The organism is Psychrobacter sp. SCQQ22, assembly GCF_015864605.1.
Lineage (GTDB): Bacteria > Pseudomonadota > Gammaproteobacteria > Pseudomonadales > Moraxellaceae > Psychrobacter > Psychrobacter fozii.
Genome location: NZ_JADYWZ010000001.1, coordinates 398,979 through 420,421, shown reverse-complemented (window position 1 = coordinate 420,421; position 21,443 = coordinate 398,979). Strand labels below are relative to the sequence as shown.

General features: G+C 43.7%; 22 protein-coding genes. 12 read left to right on the top strand and 10 right to left on the bottom strand.

Going from position 1 to position 21,443, the window contains the following annotated elements; genetic code table 11:
- Nucleotides 1-15 precede the first annotated feature (15 nt).
- Nucleotides 16-2,079, bottom strand: a complete 2,064-nt coding sequence (gene dxs, locus I6E84_RS01795) for a 1-deoxy-D-xylulose-5-phosphate synthase (protein ID WP_197215741.1) — start codon at nt 2,077-2,079, stop codon at nt 16-18.
- Nucleotides 2,080-2,598: 519 nt separating this feature from the next.
- Here dxs and ribA point away from each other — a divergent pair.
- The 3 genes from ribA to I6E84_RS01780 all read left to right on the top strand — a co-directional run bounded on the left by ribA (nt 2,599) and on the right by I6E84_RS01780 (nt 5,139).
- Nucleotides 2,599-3,243: a GTP cyclohydrolase II gene (gene ribA, locus I6E84_RS01790; protein WP_197215740.1), complete on the top strand. Its 645-nt coding sequence runs from the start codon at nt 2,599-2,601 to the stop codon at nt 3,241-3,243.
- A gap of 7 nt (nt 3,244-3,250) precedes the next feature.
- The gene (gene hemF, locus I6E84_RS01785; RefSeq protein ID WP_227681262.1) at nt 3,251-4,243 is read left to right on the top strand and encodes an oxygen-dependent coproporphyrinogen oxidase; all 993 of its coding nucleotides are present in this window, start codon (nt 3,251-3,253) and stop codon (nt 4,241-4,243) included.
- A gap of 413 nt (nt 4,244-4,656) precedes the next feature.
- Nucleotides 4,657-5,139: a c-type cytochrome gene (locus I6E84_RS01780; RefSeq protein WP_197215739.1), complete on the top strand. Its 483-nt coding sequence runs from the start codon at nt 4,657-4,659 to the stop codon at nt 5,137-5,139.
- 110 nt (nt 5,140-5,249) lie between these two features.
- Here I6E84_RS01780 and I6E84_RS01775 read toward each other — a convergent pair whose 3' ends face one another.
- The 3 genes from I6E84_RS01775 to I6E84_RS01765 all read right to left on the bottom strand — a co-directional run bounded on the left by I6E84_RS01775 (nt 5,250) and on the right by I6E84_RS01765 (nt 7,686).
- Nucleotides 5,250-6,209 carry a mechanosensitive ion channel family protein gene (locus I6E84_RS01775; protein WP_197215738.1) on the bottom strand — a complete coding sequence of 320 codons (960 nt, stop codon included), beginning with the start codon at nt 6,207-6,209 and terminating at the stop codon, nt 5,250-5,252.
- Nucleotides 6,210-6,312: 103 nt separating this feature from the next.
- A complete protein-coding gene (gene gloA, locus I6E84_RS01770; RefSeq protein WP_197215736.1) occupies nt 6,313-6,894 on the bottom strand; it encodes a lactoylglutathione lyase in 582 nt (193 codons plus the stop codon).
- Between the two features lie 153 nt (nt 6,895-7,047).
- The gene (locus I6E84_RS01765; protein WP_110921876.1) at nt 7,048-7,686 is read right to left on the bottom strand and encodes a carbonic anhydrase; all 639 of its coding nucleotides are present in this window, start codon (nt 7,684-7,686) and stop codon (nt 7,048-7,050) included.
- 695 nt (nt 7,687-8,381) lie between these two features.
- Here I6E84_RS01765 and potA point away from each other — a divergent pair.
- From potA to I6E84_RS01745, 4 genes are all read left to right on the top strand, one after another.
- Complete coding sequence (potA, locus tag I6E84_RS01760) at nt 8,382-9,635, top strand: spermidine/putrescine ABC transporter ATP-binding protein PotA (protein WP_197215733.1); 1,254 nt, start codon at nt 8,382-8,384, stop codon at nt 9,633-9,635.
- Nucleotides 9,635-10,513, top strand: coding sequence for a spermidine/putrescine ABC transporter permease PotB (potB, locus tag I6E84_RS01755; protein ID WP_197215731.1), 879 nt, complete (start codon nt 9,635-9,637; stop codon nt 10,511-10,513). The genes potA and potB overlap by 1 nt, the downstream gene beginning before the upstream one ends.
- Nucleotides 10,513-11,301 (top strand): spermidine/putrescine ABC transporter permease PotC, encoded by a 789-nt coding sequence (gene potC / locus I6E84_RS01750; RefSeq protein ID WP_197215729.1) that lies wholly within the window; start codon nt 10,513-10,515, stop codon nt 11,299-11,301. Before potB ends, potC begins: the two co-directional genes overlap by 1 nt.
- Nucleotides 11,302-11,438: 137 nt before the next feature.
- Nucleotides 11,439-12,329, top strand: coding sequence for a LysR family transcriptional regulator (locus I6E84_RS01745; RefSeq protein WP_197215728.1), 891 nt, complete (start codon nt 11,439-11,441; stop codon nt 12,327-12,329).
- 110 nt (nt 12,330-12,439) lie between these two features.
- Here the strand turns inward: I6E84_RS01745 and I6E84_RS01740 are convergent, their stop codons facing one another.
- From I6E84_RS01740 to I6E84_RS01720, 5 genes are all read right to left on the bottom strand, one after another.
- Nucleotides 12,440-13,285, bottom strand: coding sequence for a hypothetical protein (locus I6E84_RS01740; protein WP_197215727.1), 846 nt, complete (start codon nt 13,283-13,285; stop codon nt 12,440-12,442).
- 165 nt (nt 13,286-13,450) lie between these two features.
- Nucleotides 13,451-13,822, bottom strand: a complete 372-nt coding sequence (locus I6E84_RS01735) for a CrcB family protein (RefSeq protein WP_025651934.1) — start codon at nt 13,820-13,822, stop codon at nt 13,451-13,453.
- A gap of 68 nt (nt 13,823-13,890) precedes the next feature.
- Nucleotides 13,891-14,949, bottom strand: coding sequence for a tRNA (adenosine(37)-N6)-threonylcarbamoyltransferase complex transferase subunit TsaD (tsaD, locus tag I6E84_RS01730; protein WP_197215726.1), 1,059 nt, complete (start codon nt 14,947-14,949; stop codon nt 13,891-13,893).
- A 140-nt stretch (nt 14,950-15,089) separates the two neighbouring features.
- Nucleotides 15,090-15,623, bottom strand: a complete 534-nt coding sequence (locus I6E84_RS01725; RefSeq protein WP_197215725.1) for a c-type cytochrome — start codon at nt 15,621-15,623, stop codon at nt 15,090-15,092.
- A 91-nt stretch (nt 15,624-15,714) separates the two neighbouring features.
- Nucleotides 15,715-16,074: a hypothetical protein gene (locus I6E84_RS01720; RefSeq protein ID WP_197215724.1), complete on the bottom strand. Its 360-nt coding sequence runs from the start codon at nt 16,072-16,074 to the stop codon at nt 15,715-15,717.
- Between the two features lie 408 nt (nt 16,075-16,482).
- Here I6E84_RS01720 and rpsU point away from each other — a divergent pair, with 408 nt between their 5' ends.
- Both rpsU and I6E84_RS01710 read left to right on the top strand, forming a co-directional pair.
- Nucleotides 16,483-16,698 (top strand): 30S ribosomal protein S21, encoded by a 216-nt coding sequence (gene rpsU / locus I6E84_RS01715; RefSeq protein WP_110921885.1) that lies wholly within the window; start codon nt 16,483-16,485, stop codon nt 16,696-16,698.
- A gap of 140 nt (nt 16,699-16,838) precedes the next feature.
- The gene (locus I6E84_RS01710) at nt 16,839-17,288 is read left to right on the top strand and encodes a GatB/YqeY domain-containing protein (protein WP_197215723.1); all 450 of its coding nucleotides are present in this window, start codon (nt 16,839-16,841) and stop codon (nt 17,286-17,288) included.
- Between the two features lie 50 nt (nt 17,289-17,338).
- Here the strand turns inward: I6E84_RS01710 and I6E84_RS01705 are convergent, their stop codons facing one another.
- On the bottom strand, nt 17,339-19,012 hold the full coding sequence (locus I6E84_RS01705) for a M48 family metalloprotease (RefSeq protein WP_197215721.1): 1,674 nt from the start codon (nt 19,010-19,012) through the stop codon (nt 17,339-17,341).
- A gap of 388 nt (nt 19,013-19,400) precedes the next feature.
- Between I6E84_RS01705 and I6E84_RS01700 the strand changes: the two genes are divergently transcribed.
- From I6E84_RS01700 to I6E84_RS01690, 3 genes are all read left to right on the top strand, one after another.
- Nucleotides 19,401-19,859: a sulfurtransferase TusA family protein gene (locus I6E84_RS01700; protein WP_197215719.1), complete on the top strand. Its 459-nt coding sequence runs from the start codon at nt 19,401-19,403 to the stop codon at nt 19,857-19,859.
- Between the two features lie 241 nt (nt 19,860-20,100).
- Nucleotides 20,101-20,964 (top strand): RNA polymerase sigma factor RpoH, encoded by an 864-nt coding sequence (gene rpoH, locus I6E84_RS01695; protein WP_197099889.1) that lies wholly within the window; start codon nt 20,101-20,103, stop codon nt 20,962-20,964.
- Nucleotides 20,965-21,010: 46 nt separating this feature from the next.
- Nucleotides 21,011-21,382, top strand: a complete 372-nt coding sequence (locus I6E84_RS01690) for a DUF423 domain-containing protein (RefSeq protein WP_197215717.1) — start codon at nt 21,011-21,013, stop codon at nt 21,380-21,382.
- Nucleotides 21,383-21,443: the final 61 nt, after the last annotated feature.

Genomic DNA, 21,443 nt, shown 5'->3' with positions numbered 1-21,443 from the left:
TTATAACAACACGACTTATAACAATAACTGCTGAAGCTGCTTACTCACACCGTCGACACTCAAACCGCAATCAGCCAGTTGCTGAGCTTGGGAACCGTGCGCAATGAAGCGATCAGGAATACCCATATTAGCAATAACTGGACGAGTACGCTTAAAAGCAGCTGACTCATTGAGCAAATACTCATTGACCGCACTACCTGCGCCGCCAGTAATTACATGCTCTTCTAGGGTCGCAATATGAGTAATGCCTTTTGCCAATAGCATCTCTAATAGGCTAGTATCTAAAGGTTTTACCCAGCGCATATTCACCACATGCACTTGATACTCTGATTCTGTATTACCATTGACGATAGCTTCTGCTGCGTGCTGAGCCGTGGTCATCATCGTACCAAATACCAATAATGCGAGCTTTTTCGGCGCATTATTAGGGCCTAATACTGACTCCACTACAGCTTCGCCGATTTTATAAATTTGTGCTGGCTGTTCGATAACGGCGCCCGTACCCACACCACGTGGATAGCGTACAGCCGTACATCCTTGATAGTCATAACAAGTATTAAGCAAATGGTAACATTCGTTTTCATCTTTTGGCGCTGCAATCAACATGTTAGGCACGCAACGTAAAAATGCAAAATCAAATACGCCAGCATGGGTTGCGCCATCTTCACCGACTAAACCAGCTCGGTCGATAGCGAACGTTACGTCTAGATTCTGCAACGCAACGTCATGAATCAGCTGATCATAGCCACGTTGCAAAAACGTTGAATAAATCGCGACAATCGGTTTGACACCTTGAGTTGCCATGCCCGCTGCTAACGTGACTGCATGTTGCTCAGCAATCGCTACATCAAAGAAACGCTCTGGAAAATGACGAGCAAAGTCGATCATTCCAGAGCCTTCTTCCATAGCAGGCGTAATGGCAAGCAGTTTGTCGTCTTCAGCGGCTTTATCACACAAAAACTGGCCAAACACTTGAGAATATTTTAACGCTGGCTTATCTACTGATGCCTTTGCTACTGAAGTATCAGCTGCTTTGATCTTCGCTTCGTCATCTTCGACAGGCAATTTGCTAATCGCATGATAACCGACTGGATCTAGTTCAGCTGGCGCAAATCCTTTGCCTTTGGTGGTATAAATATGAACCAATACTGGACCTGATACTTGTTTTGCCAATGACAATACCCGCAACAGCTCAGGGATATTGTGGCCATCAAATGGACCAAAATAGGTAAAACCAATCGCTTTAAATAAGTTGTCTTCTAATTGCGGGACATCACGCATTTCCTTGTGACGCTTACGGCGATCAAATCCTTGCATATCTGGACGATGACATAGAACAGGCTCGCCTGCCTCAGAGATATCGACCTGATATCCTGATTCCCAAAGCATCGCTAAATGCCGCGAAAATCCACCGATAGAGCAAGATATCGACATATCATTGTCGTTCAAGATAACTAGCAAATCAGCGTCTTGCTGTACTGCATCATTCATGGCTTCAAATGCCATGCCGCCTGTCATCGCACCATCGCCAATGATACAGGCCACTGTTTGTGCACGACCTTGATAGCGCAGCGCTAAGCTCATGCCTAGACCCGCTGAGATTGAAGTCGATGAATGCCCAACGCCAAAGGTATCGTATACAGACTCCGCACGCTCAGGAAAGGCCGTCAATCCTTCTTTAGATCTAATAGTACCTAACTGCTCACGACGACCAGTCAACACTTTATGAGCATAGGCTTGATGACCTACGTCCCAAACAATCTGATCTTGCGGTGTATCTAACAAATAATGTAGCGCAATGGTCAATTCAACCACGCCCAAATTGGCACCGAAATGCCCGCCACTCTGACCGGCTGAATACAACAGAAACAGTCGTAATTCATCTGCCAAGGTAATAAGGTGATTGGTGGTAAACGCGTTTAGATCAGACGGCGTATCAATACTATCAAGCAGTGGCGTATTTGGACGCACACGCGGAATGACAGCGTAAGTCTGCTGCAAATTTGACAGCTGGGCAGCGGATTCAATGGCTGACGCAGATACGGACTGAGACTGTGGGGAATGAGGTGACTGCTGCATAAACCGTACGATACCTACCAATCTGCTGACAAGACGTGCTTTAGAGTATAAAGATAACTATAGCTAAGCGACGTCAATAATATCTACATCATTATTGATGTAACTGACCATATAATTATTCATGCAATGCCTACGTATCTATACCTACGCGGCGCCTAACAACAAACACGCCGTCATAATAGACAGCGCTTCCATACTAGGGGTTGATATTATGCCTTATTATTTTGCATCAATATCGAATGTTCGTGACGACATAGTAATGTAAGGGTAAAGACTTGTCACTGTATCCGTCAAAATAGTATGGCATAATAGCATTTTTTTTTAATGGTCGCTTTAATCATCGTGCATCGTCTGTGAACTTTGTGTGTTTTTATAATAAAGACAATCAGCACGCATGTTTTACGAACAGATTATACTGCTATCATCCTAACTATCATAATACAGCTAGGATGACATCGCTGCGTTATTACTGCTAATACAGACCTTACTGCCACAATTACCGGCTTATGCAGGACATTAATGTCATATCAATTTATTACTAGTGCCAAACTACCGACTCGTTATGGCGAGTTTGATATTCATATCTTTGAAAACGAAGACGGTCAAGAGCATGTGATGCTGACCGTCGGACTGCCTGTGGTCGACCCAGATACAGCGACGCCATCAGAGCGACCGGCTCCCTTAATTCGTATTCATTCTGAGTGCTTAACTGGCGATGCTTTTAGCTCATTGAAGTGCGACTGTGGTCCGCAGCTTAATTCGGCGATGCAAGCCATACAAGAGGCTGGCTGTGGTGCGATTTTGTATCTTCGCCAAGAAGGTCGCGGCATTGGTCTCACCAATAAGATTCGCGCTTACGCCCTTCAAGATCAAGGTCATGATACGTTAGATGCCAATCTGATGTTGGGCTTGCCTGCGGATGCACGTATTTATGACATGTGTGGGCCGATGCTCGCTCATATCGGTATTGATGCGGTCAGACTCATTACGAATAACCCTAACAAGATTGCTTATCTCACTGAGCATGGCATCAATGTCGTGGAACGCGTGCCATTATTGGTAGGGGTCAATGATATGAATGCTGAATACCTCGCGACCAAGCGTGACCGTATGGGACATCTATTAGATAAAGATTTCAATACTGCAATACACCTGAATAAATAGATATTTTATGAGTATTCCAAATATAGATAATAAGTCAGACCTGTCAGAGTCAGTGGTAACACCGACCAATAATGACATCACACGAGTGCGTGAGTTTTTAGTCGATTTGCAGGCGCGTATCTGCCAAGCACTAGAAGCGCAAGAGCGCGATGGTGGCGGCAATGCAACCTTCGTCCCTGATGACTGGGAGCGCCCAGAAGGTGGCGGTGGTCGCTCGTGCGTACTAGCAGATGGCGAGGTGATTGAAAAAGCAGGCGTGATGTTTAGCCATATTCATGTACACAACCTGCCAGCGTCAGCAACAGCGCGCCATCCCGATATCGCTGGCCGCAAAGCTCAAGCCATGGGCGTGTCACTGGTTGTGCATCCCAAAAACCCGAACGTCCCTACTAGCCATGCCAATGTTCGTTTGTTCGTTGCTGAAGCTGAGGGCGAAGCGCCGATTTGGTGGTTTGGGGGTGGGTTTGATTTGACACCATTTTACCCAGTACTGGCTGACTGCATCCACTGGCATCAAGTCTGCCACGATCTGTGCGCACCGTTTGGTGATACCGTCTATCCTGACTTTAAGCAATGGTGTGATGAGTACTTTCACCTACGTCATCGCAACGAGCAGCGCGGTATCGGCGGCTTATTCTATGATGATGTCAATACTGAGAGTCGTGGTTGGGACTTTGAGACCTGTTTTAACTTTATGAAGGCAGTGGGTAACGGCTATCTTGACGGTATCACACCTATCTTTGAGCAGCGTAAAGACACGCCTTTTACTGAACAGCAGCGTGAATTTCAGCTGTATCGTCGTGGCCGCTATGTTGAGTACAACTTGGTCTACGATCGCGGCACGCTATTTGGACTACAGAGCAATGGTCGTATCGAGTCTATCTTAGTAAGTATGCCACCACTGGCGAGTTGGCATTATCGTTTTGAGCCTACTGAAGGCTCACCGGAGTTTGAGTTGACTGACGTTTACCTAAAGCCACGTGAGTGGTTGACTCTATAGCTTATGTGAATATAATAAAGGTGAGCAATGTCTACTAGATTATTGTCTAGTGGATTTAAATAAAGGTCAGCTGCTATAGCTGACCTTTATCATATGGGGCTTATCACCTTCACAGCGATATAAACTGCCATTTATTTGAACTCAATATGGTTGATTGAAACCACGATGTATCGCATGTCAGTCAACTCAATGATATGGTTTAGATAATCATCATCACTTTGAATATTACGATGATATAACAACTATTTTAACCATAGCTACGCAAATAATGGTTACAATACAGATTAAATTTCTAAAAAATCACTGATAAGCGGACATACTTTCAGGTAATTATGAGTTGATTTTGACCACAGTATCAAAGCCACCGTCTGCAAATACGCATACTATTAGCCAAATTTAAAGGAGTAATCTATATGGCACAGGTTCATTCTAACAAATCATTGAAATCTATCTTCGGTATCACCTTAATGGCAGCAGCCTTGGGTCTAACCGCCTGTAGCACTTCAACTGAGTCTAGCTCTAGCCCTGATATACAAGCCCGTCAAGACAGCATGAAAAACTGGGGCGACGCAATGGGCGTCATGGGTGATATGGCCAAAGCACCAGATACCTTTGATGCTGATGTTGTTAAAGAACAAGCGGCATTCTTAGCAGAAGATTCTAGTATGCCGTGGAGCCATTTCGAAAACCAAGAAGATATGGGTAATGCGACTGAAGCTGTTTGGTCTAATGCTGATGGTTTCCGTGCAGAAGCTGATAACTTCCAAAAAGTTACTGCTGAACTAAGTGCTGCCGCTCAAACAGCTACTAGCATGGATGACATCAAGCCTGCATTCAGTCAAGTTGGTGCGAGCTGTAAGTCATGCCATACAGACTTTAGAGCAAAAGATGAATAAATCTTTATACTGATAGTCAGTAGATCAGCATGAAAAAACCGCCACATCATTTGATATGGCGGTTTTTTTATTGTGGGAACTAGCGTTTATGTATATTAATGATAGCTTGATTACTCTACTGCTGCTTTTTCCACATTGATGTTTTTTTGCTCATTGAGATTATCGACAATCGTCATCACTGATGAGTCACTCAAGTCTATCGTTCTAATTGGGAATGGAATATTTACGCCTGCTGCATCTAGCGCGAGTTTAATCTCTACAAATACTTGATGAATCGAGGTAACTTTATTGGCTTGCGTGCCATCTTCAATAAACCAACGTACCATCAAATCTATCGTTGAATCTCCAAAACCTGTCGCAATCACGCTCGGCTCAGCTTTCTTTGATACGCTATCTGCCCTATCTAACGCTTTTAAAATCTCAGCTTTTGCCGCTTCGATATCATCTTCATAACCAATACCCACTGCCAGTTGTAACCGGCGCTGCTTATAGGCAGTATTGACCGTCAACGCTGAGGTATATAAGTCAGAGTTTGGAATAACGACTTGCCGACCATCGTAGGTTTTTATGGTGGTTGCACGAATTTTAATGTCTTCAACCGTACCTTCATACTCTCCTGAGACAATCTGATCGCCGATACGAAATGGCTCTGAGATGAGTAGCAAAATACCAGACAGCAAATTTTGAAAAATATCTTTGAACGCAAAACCAATAGCGACAGAACCGATACCGAGTGCACCGATTAGCTTGGCAGGGGTGAACTCCGGCACAGCTATCACCATGGCTATCATAAAGCCTACGAAGATAATTAAAGCACCACCTACTCGCTGAAAGACTTTGACCAAGTTCTGATGCCGTCTGCGACTGCCTAATATTTTATAGACGATTTTTTTGAAGAGTATCGACAGAAACCAAAAAATCAGGACAACGATAATCGAAGCGACAAAATACGGAATACGATCGACAAAACCAATAAATATGCCATTCGCAGAATCAATAATACTTTGATACGTTAGTGCAGCGGTCGTTGGCTCTGTACCTGTTATCGTTTCTGCCTCAGAGGTTGGCATCTAGGTGTCACTCCTTTGGTTGGTCATATTGATCATTAGTTTTACTGATAAGTATTCGCAACGAATACTTATCAAATATTTAAAGCTTTCAAACGCTTAAAACTTAGCCCATCAAGTCAGCTTGTACAATCTCAATCCAGTAGCCATCTACATCTTTGATAAAGGCGATATTTTTCATGCTGCCATCTTCTGGACGCTTCTTGAATTCGACGTTATTTTTATCAAACCAAGCCACCGCTTCATCCAGACTCGGCACGCTAAAGCAAATATGACCAAAACCCTGTGGATCTTGATTACCATCATGATAGCTAAAATCAGCTTTGGTTTCGGTACCGTAGTTATGAGTCAACTCTAAGATACCGCGCTGACGAAATGCAAAGATTTCTAAATCATCACCAGCAGGCAGGTTGTCTCGCTCGCTCTCCGTTAGCTTGGCCAAAAAGTATAAATCAAAACCCATGTCAGGGAATTTTTTTACTGCTAGCAACGTCATTCCAAGGACGCCCGTATAGAACGCTAAGGACTTGGCAGGATCTTTTACCCGTAGCATCGTATGGTTAAACGTAAAGCCAGTCGTCTGACCTGAAATAGGCTGAACACCATCGGTATTTACGCTGCTAGTAGGCTGGGCTATAAGTGATTCGTTATTATTATCGGTGGCTGAGCCATTATTTGATATAGACATGATTATCCTAATATTGACAAAATATAGAGTTAAAAAAACAAGCGCGTAAAGGCTTTTTACCCGCTTGACTCTCTTATCATAATAAAAAATCACGAAAGGATTGAGAGGATTTTGTAATAGTGCTTATTTGATGTGGCCGATTTAGATGATTTATTAGCTGTCTAAGAACCGTACCTTGCCTGTCTCTAAATCATACTCTGCACCAACGACTAGCAACTGACCACTATTGGTCAAGTCTTCTAGTGCACGTGAGCCATGCTTCAGTTGGCTAACCGACATACGTACGTTGGCACGGATAGAGCGATCAACTAGCTCGTCGGCATCGACGTCTTGACCATTAGCAGTCGCCAATTCATGCAGGTTATAAACACTTGGACGGATGCGGTCTACGATGGACTGCAAATTGGGCGAGTAGTTTGTTTCAGGGTTAATGAGGGTTTCTACGCAGGCCGTAACCGCACCGCAATGTGAATGTCCAAGCACGACCACCAGCTTGGTACCGAATTTTTCGGCCGCAAATTCAATCGAACCAATCTGTGATGGTGCTACTACATTACCAGCGACTCGAATCACAAACAAATCACCTAAGCCTTGATCAAATACAATCTCAACCGGTACACGTGCGTCCGAACAACCCAAAATAATAGCCAAAGGGTCTTGGTCTTTGACCAACTCCGGACGCCTTTGCATCATCGGATCAGTATTGCTCAAGCTATCAACGTAGCGTGCATTTCCTTCTTTCAAAAGCTCGAGGGCTTCTTGACCTGTTTTTGGGCGCGTATTGTTCGGCATAAGATATCCTTTATCATCAATAATATTAGAGTTATAAGCTGTTTAAATTGGATCTAGAATTAGGCTCACTCAGTCTACTATCTGTAGTAATTTTGCTCACATCTCTAGTATCCAAGTCATGTTTCACTGGCTATATTCAAACACAAATCGACTAAATAACTGACTAGTCACTATTAGGTACTGACAGGCCAGTTATATTGGTCTATCACAGAGTAATTGTATAGGAATACCACCTAAAAAATGATAAAAAACTTTGTATTAATGTCGCTATATGACGTAATTATTGCTAGCTGCCCCAAATCATAGAAATGAACCCCCTTGCCAAATGTCCTAAATAGGTTTGCCAAAAACTAGAACTGAAAAGCTCATAATAAAAACTCCTTCCTATCCTATAGTTTATTCCATCTGAAAGAGAGTCAAGGCGACCGAGTGCAGATGTATATGTATATGTAATACTTTAAGCGAGATTAACGCTATCACTCTTTTATAGTGGATTGACTATACCTTTGTCTCTCAAGTACTGTCTCTCACGTAACTTATGATTAACTTGCACTAATTTATATCAAGGGTTTGTTATAATACGTGGCAACCAGACTAAGTCTATCCCCATAGCTTACACCCACACCAAATGACTTTGACCACAGTATCCTAAATGAATGGCCATACTGCGATGTTAGATGCTTAGGAAAAATATTATGACCATCCCGCTGCCCGATACGCACAAAACCTCTGCATCACCTAATGATGATAAGGTGCTGCTGCAACTGACTGGTCTAAAAAAAACCTACGATCAAACTGAAGTATTAAAAGACATCAACCTCGATATCCAGCATGGTGAGTTTTTGACACTGCTTGGCCCTTCAGGCTGCGGTAAGACAACCTTGCTACGCTTGATTGCAGGCTTTGAGCAGCCAAACGCTGGTGCCATTCATTTAGATGGTGTACAGATGGCAGGGTTGCCTGCGGATAAGCGTCCGGTCAATACAGTGTTTCAACAGTATGCGTTGTTTCCTCATATGACCGTCGCGCAAAACGTAGCTTACGGTCTTAAGCTCAAAAAAATACCGAAAGATGAGATTAAGACACGGGTACGCGAGATGCTCGCGATGGTACAGCTAGAACATTTGGCCAATCGTAAACCGCAAGATTTATCGGGTGGTCAACAGCAGCGTGTTGCCATTGCACGCGCCGTGATTAATCGTCCTAAACTGCTGTTACTCGATGAGCCATTGTCTGCGCTCGATCATAAACTACGTTTGCAAATGCAGTCTGAGCTTAAGCGCCTACAACGTGAGTTAGGCATCACTTTTGTCTTTGTCACCCACGATCAAGAAGAAGCACTCTCGATGTCGGACCGTATCGCAGTGATGAAAGACGGTACCTTTCAGCAAATCGGCACGCCTATCGAGATTTATGAAACGCCTGCTAATTTGTTCACAGCCAAATTCATCGGTGAGACCAATCTATTTAAAGCAGAAGTAAAAGGGGTCTATCCCAATCAGCCAGATCGTGATGGTAAAGTCACCAATGGGCGTATCGAAGTAGAAGTTTGCGAGGCACAAGCTCAAGATGGTCCAACCAGCTTACGTAATTTACGTCGGCCTAATTTTGCCAATGACGTGCAAGTCGGCGACATCGTAAACTTACTCCTGCGCCCAGAAGACTTAAGAGTTTACGATCCACAAGATAACGAGCATGTTGGACTGTTTGGCCGAGTGATCGAAAGTAACTACAAAGGCAGCACGCTCGACTCGATTATTGAGCTAGCAAACGGCCATATTATTAAAGCCTCTGAATTCTTTGACGAAGATGACCCAAGTTTTGATTATAAGCTAAATGAAGCTGTCAAAGTCTCATGGGTAGACGGCTGGGAATGGGTATTGCCAGAAGACTCTACTGAGCCAAATAAAGGTGGAGACCATACAAGCGTACAAAAGGATGTCAGTTAATGACAGGTCACAGCTTAGGCAGCAAAAGTCCTTTTCGTACCGCAACGCTATGGCTCATTTGGGGTTGGTTACTGATATTCGCGCTACTGCCAAATATTTTGGTCATCGCTGTTAGTTTTTTGACCCGCGATAGCAGTGCGTTTATCAGCTTACCCGTCAGCATCGACAGCTATGCACGCATGATTGATCCGCTCTATTTCGGCGTATTTATCCATTCGTTATGGATGGCAGGCATCACGACCATCATCTGCTTATTACTTGGCTACCCTTTTGCATGGCTCATATCTAGAGCCAAACCCCGTTGGCAACCACTGCTGATGATGCTATTAATACTGCCGTTTTGGACCAACTCTCTGGTGCGTACGTATGCACTCAAGTTGCTGTTTGCGAATAATGGTTTGATTAATAAATCACTGCTTGCGATAGGTGTTATCGATACCCCTATCGATATCCTATATACGCAAGGTGCGGTGATAGCTGGTCTGACGTATTTACTATTTCCATTTATGGTATTGCCGTTATATGCCGTGTTTACTGACTTGCGTCAGGACATGCTACTGGCATCACAAGATTTGGGTGCATCCAAGACACAGACTTTTTGGCATATCGTACTACCATTGACGACACCAGGCATTATCTCAGGGGTGCTCTTAGTCTTGCTGCCAGCAATGGGGATGTTTTACGTTGCTGATATCTTAGGTGGTTCACGCAATTTACTGGTGGGAAATATCATCAAAAACCAGTTTTTGGATGCGCGCGATTGGCCATTTGGGGCTGCAGCCAGCGTATTATTGACCCTCGCTATGGCCGTGCTGTTACTGGCCTATCGTGCCAGTAGTCGCCGCATTGGCAAAACTGATTTCAGTGAGGTGGCCTAATGTCTCATTCGCGTACAACGAAAATTGGCAGTATCGCAGCCAAAGGCTATCTCAGCCTAATTTATACCTTGCTATATCTGCCTATTATTGTTTTGGTAGTAATGTCATTTAACAAATCAAAAATTGGCTACAACTGGGGCGGCTTTAGCTTAAAGTGGTACGAGTCACTGTTTAATAACCAAGCGATGCTAGATGCATTTTGGCATTCTATCGTATTAGGGTTGGTTGCTGCGACCGTCTCAACATTGATAGGTACGCTCACTGCTCTAGCGCTACACCGTTATAATTTCCGTGGTAAAGGCTTGCTAAACGGGCTGCTATTCGTACTGATGATGTCGCCTGAAATTGTATTGGCCATCTCATTATTGGCGTTATTCTTATTAATTGGTCTGCAGTTAGGCTTTGTCTCGCTATTATTAGCACACATTACCTTCTGTCTACCGTTTGTGGTCATCACTGTCTTTGCACGATTAAGCAGTCTAGATGAGAAATTGATGGAGGCGGCACGCGACTTGGGTGCAAATGAGTCAACGATGGTACGTACCGTGCTCATTCCTGTTATCTTACCAGCGGTGATGGCAGGTTGGTTACTCGCCTTTACGTTGTCATTGGATGATGTGGTGGTTTCAACCTTTGTCACAGGTCCAAGCTATGAGATTTTACCGTTACGTATTTACTCTATGGTACGGGTAGGACTCAAACCAGAAGTCAACGCTATCGGTACATTGCTACTGGCTGCTTCTTTAATATTGGTTATCATCTCGCAGCTGCTATTACGTCGGCGCTAGTTTACCGCTGCCAATCTGACATCGCTAGTTTGGCACTGCTTATTATTGGCACTGTTTATTAATAGCAAGCTTTGAATGAAAGTCAGCGCTATATCTATTATAATGAATTTTTCTCACCTTCGCGGTTAGGTTACCTTATGCTAGAGCTCCGTCACCTCAATACTCTAACCGCGCTACGGGCGCATGGTTCACTCGCTGCTGCTGCCGATGAGCTGCATGTTACGGCTTCAGCGGTATCACATCAGTTGAAAGAGCTAGAGAATTACTACGATATCAGCTTGGTCAATCGTCGTACGCGCCCGCTCACTTTTACTCCCGCTGGCAAGACAGTACTGGCGTTGGCAGATAGTATAATGCCACAAGTCACCCGCACTAAATCCAACCTTAAGCGTCTAGCGCATGGTCAAGCGGGCAGATTACGCCTAGCATCAGAGTGTCACAGTTGTTTTGATTGGCTGATGCCGATACTCAATCATTATCGCCGTGAGTGGTCAGATGTCGAGCTAGACTTTGCCACAGGGTTTGAGCCTGAGCCGCATCATCTGCTCATGGAAGGTGATATTGATTTATTGATTACGACCAGTGATTTACCCATAGACGGTATAAGCTATCAGCCGCTGTTTGAGTATGAGAGTCGCTTGGTACTGTCACCCACGCATGATTTGGCAGCGCAAGAATTTATTGAGCCCAATGATCTGACTGAAGAAACCTTAATTGCTTATCCAGTAGAGGCCAAGCGTCTCGATATTATCGCCAACTTTATGACGCCTGCACAGGTGAGCTTTGAGAATGTGCGTACTACAGAGCTGACAGCGATGCTTATTCAGCTGGTCGCTAGTGAGCGCGGAGTTGCTGCATTGCCTGATTGGGTTGTGGCGGAATATGAGAAAAAAGGCTGGGTCGTCTCGCGGAAGTTGGGTGCAGGTGTGCATTGTCAGCTGTATGCAGCGACGCGCACATCAAGTCAAGACACAGCATATATGCAAGGGTTTGCGAATTTATTGGAAGGGATAGTGAAGCCGTTGTAGGTTCATTACTGATTACTTTCTTATAGTTATAAAATATTAGTCACTTTTTCATATCGTAACGAATGTTATGGTAAATGAGTTTAATATGGCTCAAAGCCATTACTCGAAAACTATTCTATTGTGTGATCAGCATCGTTGATCTTATTAAATTCGGTTTTAGTAACAATCTGTCTATGAGCTTTAAAAAACTCTATGACTCGCTCATTATTATCGACAAAACCTTGAATAATCTCGGGGTGATCTAGCACTCGACCATTAACCGCTATGATATTTTGGAAATCTTGTGCAAACTGCGTATTGTAGCCGCTTAGATTAAATCTTTGGTTGTAGTCATCATTCATGATTCTAATTTTATACTGTAGTTTGAAATCATCATCTAATAGGGTTGATAACCGGTAATAGTTATGAAAATTACCTAACCCTCCTTCTCCGTAAGTTGTAAACATTAGCTTCAGTGGACTAGTCTGGTTTGGCATACCATCTATTACTAACATTTCTTGAGTAGAGTCGGCATAAAATCGCTCAATGTTTAACGTTTTTTCTATTAGCGACTCTGGGGGGAAAGTATTATAAAAATAGTCTTTACCCCTAACTACTTTTTCAACGATTTCACCATCAGTTTTATTTGAATCAATCAATCTGTAAAGTGGTCTCAAGTCTGTATAAAAAACCATACCTAGTTTTTCTGAAGGGCAGTGATAACTATTCGAGGGGTTACCTGAGAATGTTTTCGCTTGAAATTTTAGTCTCAAATGTTTTGTCGAAAACTCATTAAAGTCACCAGCATCATTATTATTATTACAACGTGGAAAAGTGGCGACAAATACCTTATCTGATATTTCTGCTGGTATATAAGCGGTAACTAGCTCATTTGGGTTTTTTGGCTCTGTACATCCGGTTACTAAGATTCCTATAGCACTTAGAATGAAAGTACCTATGAATTTCAATGTCGTCATAATCATCTTATTTCGTACAGTTAAGTCTCGTTAAATCCTGATTTGAGTATACCCCAAGGGAACCAGTTATTTTGCCCTTTAAACCTATTAATAAACCACTTAAACTAGACTGCTATCATGGAACCACCTATAACAGACCATTGAACGATTAATATTTATCAACGGCTACAAAACCAACTTAAAGAAATAAAACCCCAGCGCGGTTGCCAGTAATGTTAACCCAACATGTAAACCGATGAGCGCCAATCCTGCCAGCAAACGGCCATCATTGACGAAGGTAAAGACCTCCGCGCTAAAAGTGCTAAATGTCGTCAGTCCGCCCAAAAATCCAGTGATGACGAATAGTCTCACGTTATCAGATAAGCCAGTACCCATCCTTCCGAACCATACTAAAGCTAGCCCTATTAATAGTCCACCCAAGACATTCGCGCCCAATGTACCAAGCGGTATCCAATGATGCAGCGGATTAAAGCGCGCCAGCCACCCTCGCAAACATGCGCCAAATGCGGCGCCCAAACCAATCGCAATCCACTGCATAGCTCATCCTTACTTTAGATAATTGTCATGAGCATCAACATGGACATGAGGCCCCATCAATAGCACCTTTATACCGCAGGCAATTCTGTCATCGGCCAACGTGGCACACAGCTAACAGCCAAATCATCAGACTGCCCAGCTTGCAAGCGTTCAAAACCTGCATAAGCAATCATCGCGCCATTATCGGTACATAGCGCAGGCGGTGCATAGTGAACCGTTGCGTTTATCTTAGCCAGTTCAGCTTCTAACGTCTCGCGCAGATGGGTATTGGCACTGACGCCGCCTGCAATCACTAGGCGACTCATATCTGCTTGCTTGAGTGCTTTGACGCATTTCTTAACTAATGTATCGACCACTGCATGCTGAAAACTGGCGGCGATATCAGCGCGAACTTGCGGATTACTATCAGAGTTATTGCCTGAACCACCCGACAGTGGCGTGTCTTTGATAAGGTTATGCACGGCTGTTTTCATACCGCTAAAGGAGAAGTCCAAACCACGATGTAGCATCGGTCTCGGTAAACTATAAGCGTTTTGATTGCCTGTCTCAGCCAGTTTGGCGATATTAGGGCCACCAGGATAAGGCAGATCTAGCATTTTAGCCGCTTTATCAAAGCACTCACCCGCCGCATCGTCTATCGACTCACCCAATATCTCATATTGCCCAACCCCACGTGCAGCAATGAGCAAAGTATGTCCACCAGAAACGAGCAATGACACAAAAGGAAATGCGGGAGGGTTTGCACCCATCAGCGGTGCCAACAGATGTCCTTCCATATGATGAATGCCAATCGCTGGGATCTCTAAACCATACGCCAAGCTGCGCCCAAATAATGCGCCTGTCATCAACGCACCAATGAGTCCAGGCCCTTTGGTATAAGCAATCGCGTCAATCTCGCTTTTTTTCATATCACACTGATCTAACAGCTCGTTGAGCAAAGGCACCAGTTTGCGAATATGGTCGCGACTGGCAAGCTCAGGCACGACGCCGCCATAAAGGGCGTGCAGCTCAATTTGTGAGTACAGTACTTGCCCGACCAAACCTTGGTTGTCGCTATTTATTTGCTCACTATCAAAAATCGCTAGACCAGTCTCATCACAAGAGGTCTCTAAGCCCAATACTTTCATACGTTTACCTTTATACTTTTGTCTGCGTGTCATCTTTTGCAGCGTTTTTCGCCTTAGCTTATGTGCGAAAAAACGTGCACAAAAAAACCGCCATTGTCAGTCACAATGACGGTCAGTTTAGCAAATTTCAATGGTCAATATCAGCTAACCGCTGCAATCATATAATCTACAGCCGCATAAACCTGTGCTTCACTTACTTTATCAGTGACTTGCGCTGGCATTTTATTAAAGCCTTTCGCAGAGTGCATGTGTAGCGTATCTCTGCCTTTGGTAAGGCGCGCTGTCCATGCGGCTTTATCACCATATTTTGGTGCATCGAGCAAACCTGCAGCATGACAAACATGACAGTTTGATTCATATAGTTTAGCGCCTGCATCCGCAGCCAATACTTCAGGCTCAGCAGCAACTTCTGCTACTGACTCTTCCGTAGTAACAGGCGCCTCAACAGGTTCTAATTCAACCTCTGGTTCAGGCGTAGCAATTTCAGACTCAGTCACTTCAGACTCAGACACTGGTGTGTCAGCGACCGCTACAGTGGTATCAGCAGGTTCATTGGCAGTAGATACCTCTTCTGTACTCGTATCATCACCACTACAAGCACTCAGTGCTAATAATGCGCTAATACCGATAACAGAAAGGGTAAACTTGTTTATGCGCTGTCGTTTATTCATCATGATCACACCTCTATACTATATTTTATATTGGTAGCTGCCTATAAAGCTTATTTACCACTCTTGGCAGCCCAAATGACCATTGAATCAATACTTATTCAGCGGCAGCAGCAGCTTCAGGTTCGGCGCTGTCAGTGGCAGCTGCGTCAGCATCGGTGCTATCCGCTGCAGTCGCTGTTTCTGCCATAGCAGTATCAGCCGTTCCTGCTTCAGCAGTGGCTGTACCATCAGCTTCCGTAGCAGTTGCATCAGTCGCAGGCATCGGTGCTGTTTCTGGAAACTTCATGTCTTCAGCTTCCGGTGCATTTTCAATCGCAAGTGCAGCCGCTTCTTCAACGCGATCTACTGCCATTACTTCTTCATGCTCTTCGCCGCCACTACAAGCGCTAACACCAAAGCTAAAAGCGACGATAAATGCGCTGCTTAACGCTGTATTTAATACTGTCTTTTTCATTCAAACATCCTCAATAAAATACACACAAAACGGTTCATAGGCTTACTATAATATGGGAATTATCATAGCATAAACTCCACCTAAACCGTTATAGACAGTAGGGTTTTTTATTTATAATGATGCTCTCTAGCACACTTATATAGTCACTCTTATTTAACTAAAACCATTAATGCTGTCTAATAAACTGACTCTATATCAACAAAAACTGTGCAACTTAATGATAAATATGGATTAATATAACAAATTCATTGACTTACTTGCTATTTTTTATTAAAATACCTGCCCTTGTGCTCATGTACAAGATTATCCTAGTTTGAGCTGATGTCTGTAATCTTGAGATATTACGACTAAATACTAATACACAGCCAAACTAATGCCTTTATATCTCATCCTAATCGAGGAGTCTTCATGCCTGCAGTTAAGGTTAAAGAAAACGAACCAGTAGATATCGCTATCCGTCGTTTCAAACGTTCATGTGAAAAAGCTGGTGTATTGTCAGACGTACGTAAGCGTGAGTTTTATGAAAAACCAACGCAAGTACGCAAGCGTAAAAAAGCTGCTGCCGTAAAGCGTTATAAAAAGAAGTTACAACGCGAAACTATTCGTACTACTCGTATGTACTAATCCATAATAAGATTAGTTAAGTACAAGTGCTACATTAACGCCACTGTTATCCATTGATATCAGTGGCGTTTTTTATGCTACAATTTTTATTATTGCTCAAAATCTGAATAAATAACTCTTAACGAATAAGGATAATAACAATGAGTCAACTCAAACAAACTTTATCAGACAGCATCAAAGTATCTATGAAAGCGCGTGAGCTTGAGCGCGTTAAAGTATTGCGTAACGTACAAGCAGTCATCAAGCAAATTGAGATTGACCGCCGGATAGAGCTAGATGACGCACAAGTATTAGAGGTATTACAAAAGCAGTTGAAACAGCGTCAAGAATCACTCACTATTTTTACAGAAAACAATCGTGATGACTTAGCAACCAAAGAGCAGTTCGAAATTGATATTATCAATGGGTTTATGCCTAAGCAAATGAACGATGATGAAGTTGCTGCTCTAGTCAATGCTGAAATCGCTGAGCAAGGTGCAACGTCTATGCGTGATATGGGTAGCGTGATGGGTGTACTAAAGAACAAAACGGCAGGCCGTGCAGATCCAGCCCTTATCTCTAAGATGGTAAAAGACGCCCTACAAGGCTAGCACTTACTATTGATTGGTAGGTCTGTCTCTCTGTCTGTAAAAACAACCGCCTAAGGCTTAAAGTCTTTGGCGGTTTTTACTGCTTTGAGTTCTGCATTAATATTGGCTAAAAGCGGCCGAGCACTATTGGCTTGCGGTGTATTCTGCAATTGTTCCGTCAGTTGCTTGGCTTGTGTAAGCGATATGAGTGCACTTTCGTAGCGATTGCTCCATAGCTGATCTTGGCTGCGGTAACGCAATGCATTGATAGTGGCAATATTGGCCAGCTGTGGTGAAGTCGTGGTTTTGGCCAACTTTTCATTGGCCAGTTGTAGACTTTGCCAAGCATAACGATCGCTTGGCTGCTGCTCGGTTAGTGGTTTGAGCAATGCTTGTGCTTGTGTCGGCTGGTTGCTATTGGTGAGTGCTTCCGCTAAGTAAAGTCGTAGATCACGACGCTCAGGATAGATGCGCTGCTGGCTTTCTAAAATTTGTGCAGCTTCTGACCACTTACCTTGTTCTGTTAGCATATAGCTGTGAGTAATTGACAATAAAGGCTCTAATATTTGACGCTGTGTCGCTGATAATGCATCGATTTCAGCCAGTAGCTTGTTAGCATCTGTAAAACGTTGCTGTTCACTATACCAGTGCATCAAAGCCAATTTGGCACCGACGCTATTCTTTGCAGCAGTCGTCAATACGTTCTCAGAAGCATGCTTACCAGTAATCTGTACACGCCAATAGAGCAAATCAAACAATGCCTGATGACGTTGCTGCTGGTTTAATGATAATGAAGGATAACTCTGCGCGCGACTTTGTGAATCACTCAAACGCTCATTACTCAGTGGATGGGACATAATAAAACTTGGCAAAAACTGGTTTTCAACTTTATTGAGCTGACTTCGTTGATTCATGGTGGCAAAAAACCGCGGCATGGCTCTTGGGTCATAACCCGCTTGAGTCATGATTTGCATCCCTATTCGATCAGCCTCTCGCTCATTACTGCGGCTAAATGCCATGCTACTGTTCATCGTAGCGGTTTGACTACCCATCAAAACGGCTGTCGCCGCATCACCATCGATTGCTGATGCAGCAATTGCTGCTAGCATGCCACCTACTTGCATGAGCAATGCTTTTTTTCGATCATCCACACCACTTTCATAATGATGCTGGCTAATGTGTGCCACTTCATGCGCTACCACACTAGCAAGCTCGTCCATACTACTGGCGGCCAATATAGTGCCTGTATTTAGACCGATGACACCGCCTGGTGCTGCAAAAGCATTGATACTCGGATTATCAATAAGCACCAAGCCCATTAACGCTTGCTGCCGTGCTTGAGCATTCAAACGCCACGTCATGTCTTTGAGCGTTTCTTGAATCCAAGGATCATGCTCCATCTTAACGCCACCATTGATATTTCGTAGTGACCATTCGCCTAGCAGCTTATTTTGATACTGCTCAGCGAAGCTCAAGCCCTGACCCCGCAAGTTGGGTAAGTCTAAATCTTCGGAGTCCGTGGATTGCCATGAGTTATAATTGTATTGTGACGTTTGGCTGCTGCTATTACTACTGTTCCACTCACTGCTATTGGCAACCGTTGTGGCCATCAATAATGCTGTTGAAACCCCTAATATAAACATGCTCGATACCGCTATAGACAGAGCGCTCTTTTTTCGCTCGCACAACAGCGACACCCGCCCAAACGAAGGTGTGGCGACCACATATTTATTTGAGTGATTCATGGCTGCGCTATCAAGAATCGACTGTCTATTGGAGTGATACAAATGCTTATCCTATGCAGGTGAGTAATGACAACATCCTCTCGACTATACGAGCTTGTGCATATAAGGTCAATTTTAGTATAGGTTTGACTACCAATAACTAAGCGGCGTGTCACTATTGCGCAACATGACTGTGTAATTCTAATGAACCGAATGTTGAGTTGATTATATTCAACTCAATTGGACCCTAGCTATTTGCTATAATGGCAGTTACAACAATAGGTTTACGTCGCTATCGAGCACAAGGTATTCAATAAAAATTCTTAAAATTAACGATGCTTGAAAGCGAACTATTGACAATACAAATAGTAGTACAAACCACAGTATTGGTATTTATAAGGGTTGTTTTATGTCTGTTGATAGCCAGTCCACCATCATCCATGCACCTGACTTCATAAACTTATCAGAAAAATTTTCTGGTACTGAGCAACAAAATATTAATAACCTATTGGCATTGCTGTCGGTGAACGATGTTGATTCAAATAACGAAGCAGATGCAAAGCAATCCCCTATCAATATTATACGTTTCGTGGATGGACGTGGGCTTGCTTGTCCAATGCCGCTTTTGAAAACCAAAGTGGCATTACGCAATGTTGCAGCTGGTGAATCATTGTATGTGGTCGCAACTGATGCCAATTCACAAGCGGATATCGCTGCTTTCTGTCGACAAAGTAAGCAAACAGACACGACCAATCGACTGCTATTGACCATCAATAGTGTTACCAGTCAACAGACAACAGATAGCACACCATCACAGCGTTTCGATACAATATATCACTTCATCATTACCAAAACTGATAGCAACTAAGCGTCGCTATCCTTTACAATTACAACTATAAATATTTTTATCTTACTATTTGCGTCACTATTTAATCAAGGTCAAGAATATGGCTAACACTGCTAATGATGCTGCAAAAACGAGTAAAAAAGACGATGCAGCACCTGTAAAAAACGAAGCACGTGATGCAGCTTTGAAAGCTGCGGCACAGCGACCACCTTATGATGCGGATGCGCTAGGTGATACCAGTACTCGTGATTTGGTACCAGCAATGCCAACGCATCTATCAGCGCCTGGGGTCAATCTGGGTGCTTATATCAATACCGTCCATCAAATTCCGATCTTGACGCCAGTACAAGAGCAAGAGCTGGCGCATCGCTATTATGATGAAGGTGATGTCGAGGCGGCACGTCTGCTCGTTATGTCACATCTGCGTTTTGTGATTCACATTGCACGCAGCTACTCAGGCTACGGTCTGCCACAAGCCGATTTAATTCAAGAAGGTAATTTGGGGCTAATGAAAGCAGTAAAACGCTTCGATCCCAACAAAGGCGTGCGCTTGGTATCCTTTGCGGTGCATTGGATTAAAGCTGAGATTCACGAGTTTGTGATTCGCAACTGGCGTATCGTGAAGGTTGCAACTACCAAAGCACATCGTAAATTATTCTTTAATTTGCGTAGTCTTAAAAAGACCAACAATCAACTGACGCTAGAAGAAGCAGATGCGATTGCAAATGACTTGAATGTCACGCGCAAGCAAGTGTTAGAGATGGAGTCACGACTTACATCCTATGATGCCTCGTTTGAAGCGCAATCGAGTGATGACGACGATGGACGCTATGCACCGCAATTGTTCTTAGAAGATGGTATTGATCCTGCTGAACAGTTAGAAGAAGCCGACTGGGAAGAAAACAATTCTTCAGCATTAATAGCGGCAATGGGCACACTAGATGATCGCTCACGTGATATCGTTGAGCAACGCTGGCTCTCTGAGCAAAAATCCACCTTGCATGAGTTAGCAGCCGTCTACTCTATCTCAGCAGAACGTGTGCGCCAAATCGAAAAAAATGCCATGGACAAAATCCGTGATGCAATGACTATCGATAGTGTGATTTTGCCAGATGATATTCAATAGCCGTTATTTTATAGTAGCGACCGCTTTTAAATAATACGAGTGTGCCATGTTAAATTGGGTAGGTATTGCGGCGATTAATATGGCTATCGCCGTTGCGCTAGGCGCATTCGGTGCGCATGGCTTGAAAAATATAGCCAGTCCTCAGCAACTCGAATGGTGGCATACGGCAACACTGTACTTGCTAGTACATGCGCTCGGCTTACTGCTAGTAGGACTATTGATACGCCTCAGATATATCACTCAAACGACCGCTTGGCTTTTACAGATTGGCATTATAATATTTGCCGGTAGTCTGTATTCGATGACACTTGGCGCACCACTTTGGTTTGGAGCGATTACGCCTATCGGTGGTGTGCTAATGATCGTAGGCTGGTTGTGTCTGGCGCTATCAGCATTTAAGATAAACAATCAAAAATAGAATAAGCAGCAGGTGTAGTGTGATTGATACTTGTGCTGTCCAAAAGAATTTTACATCATTC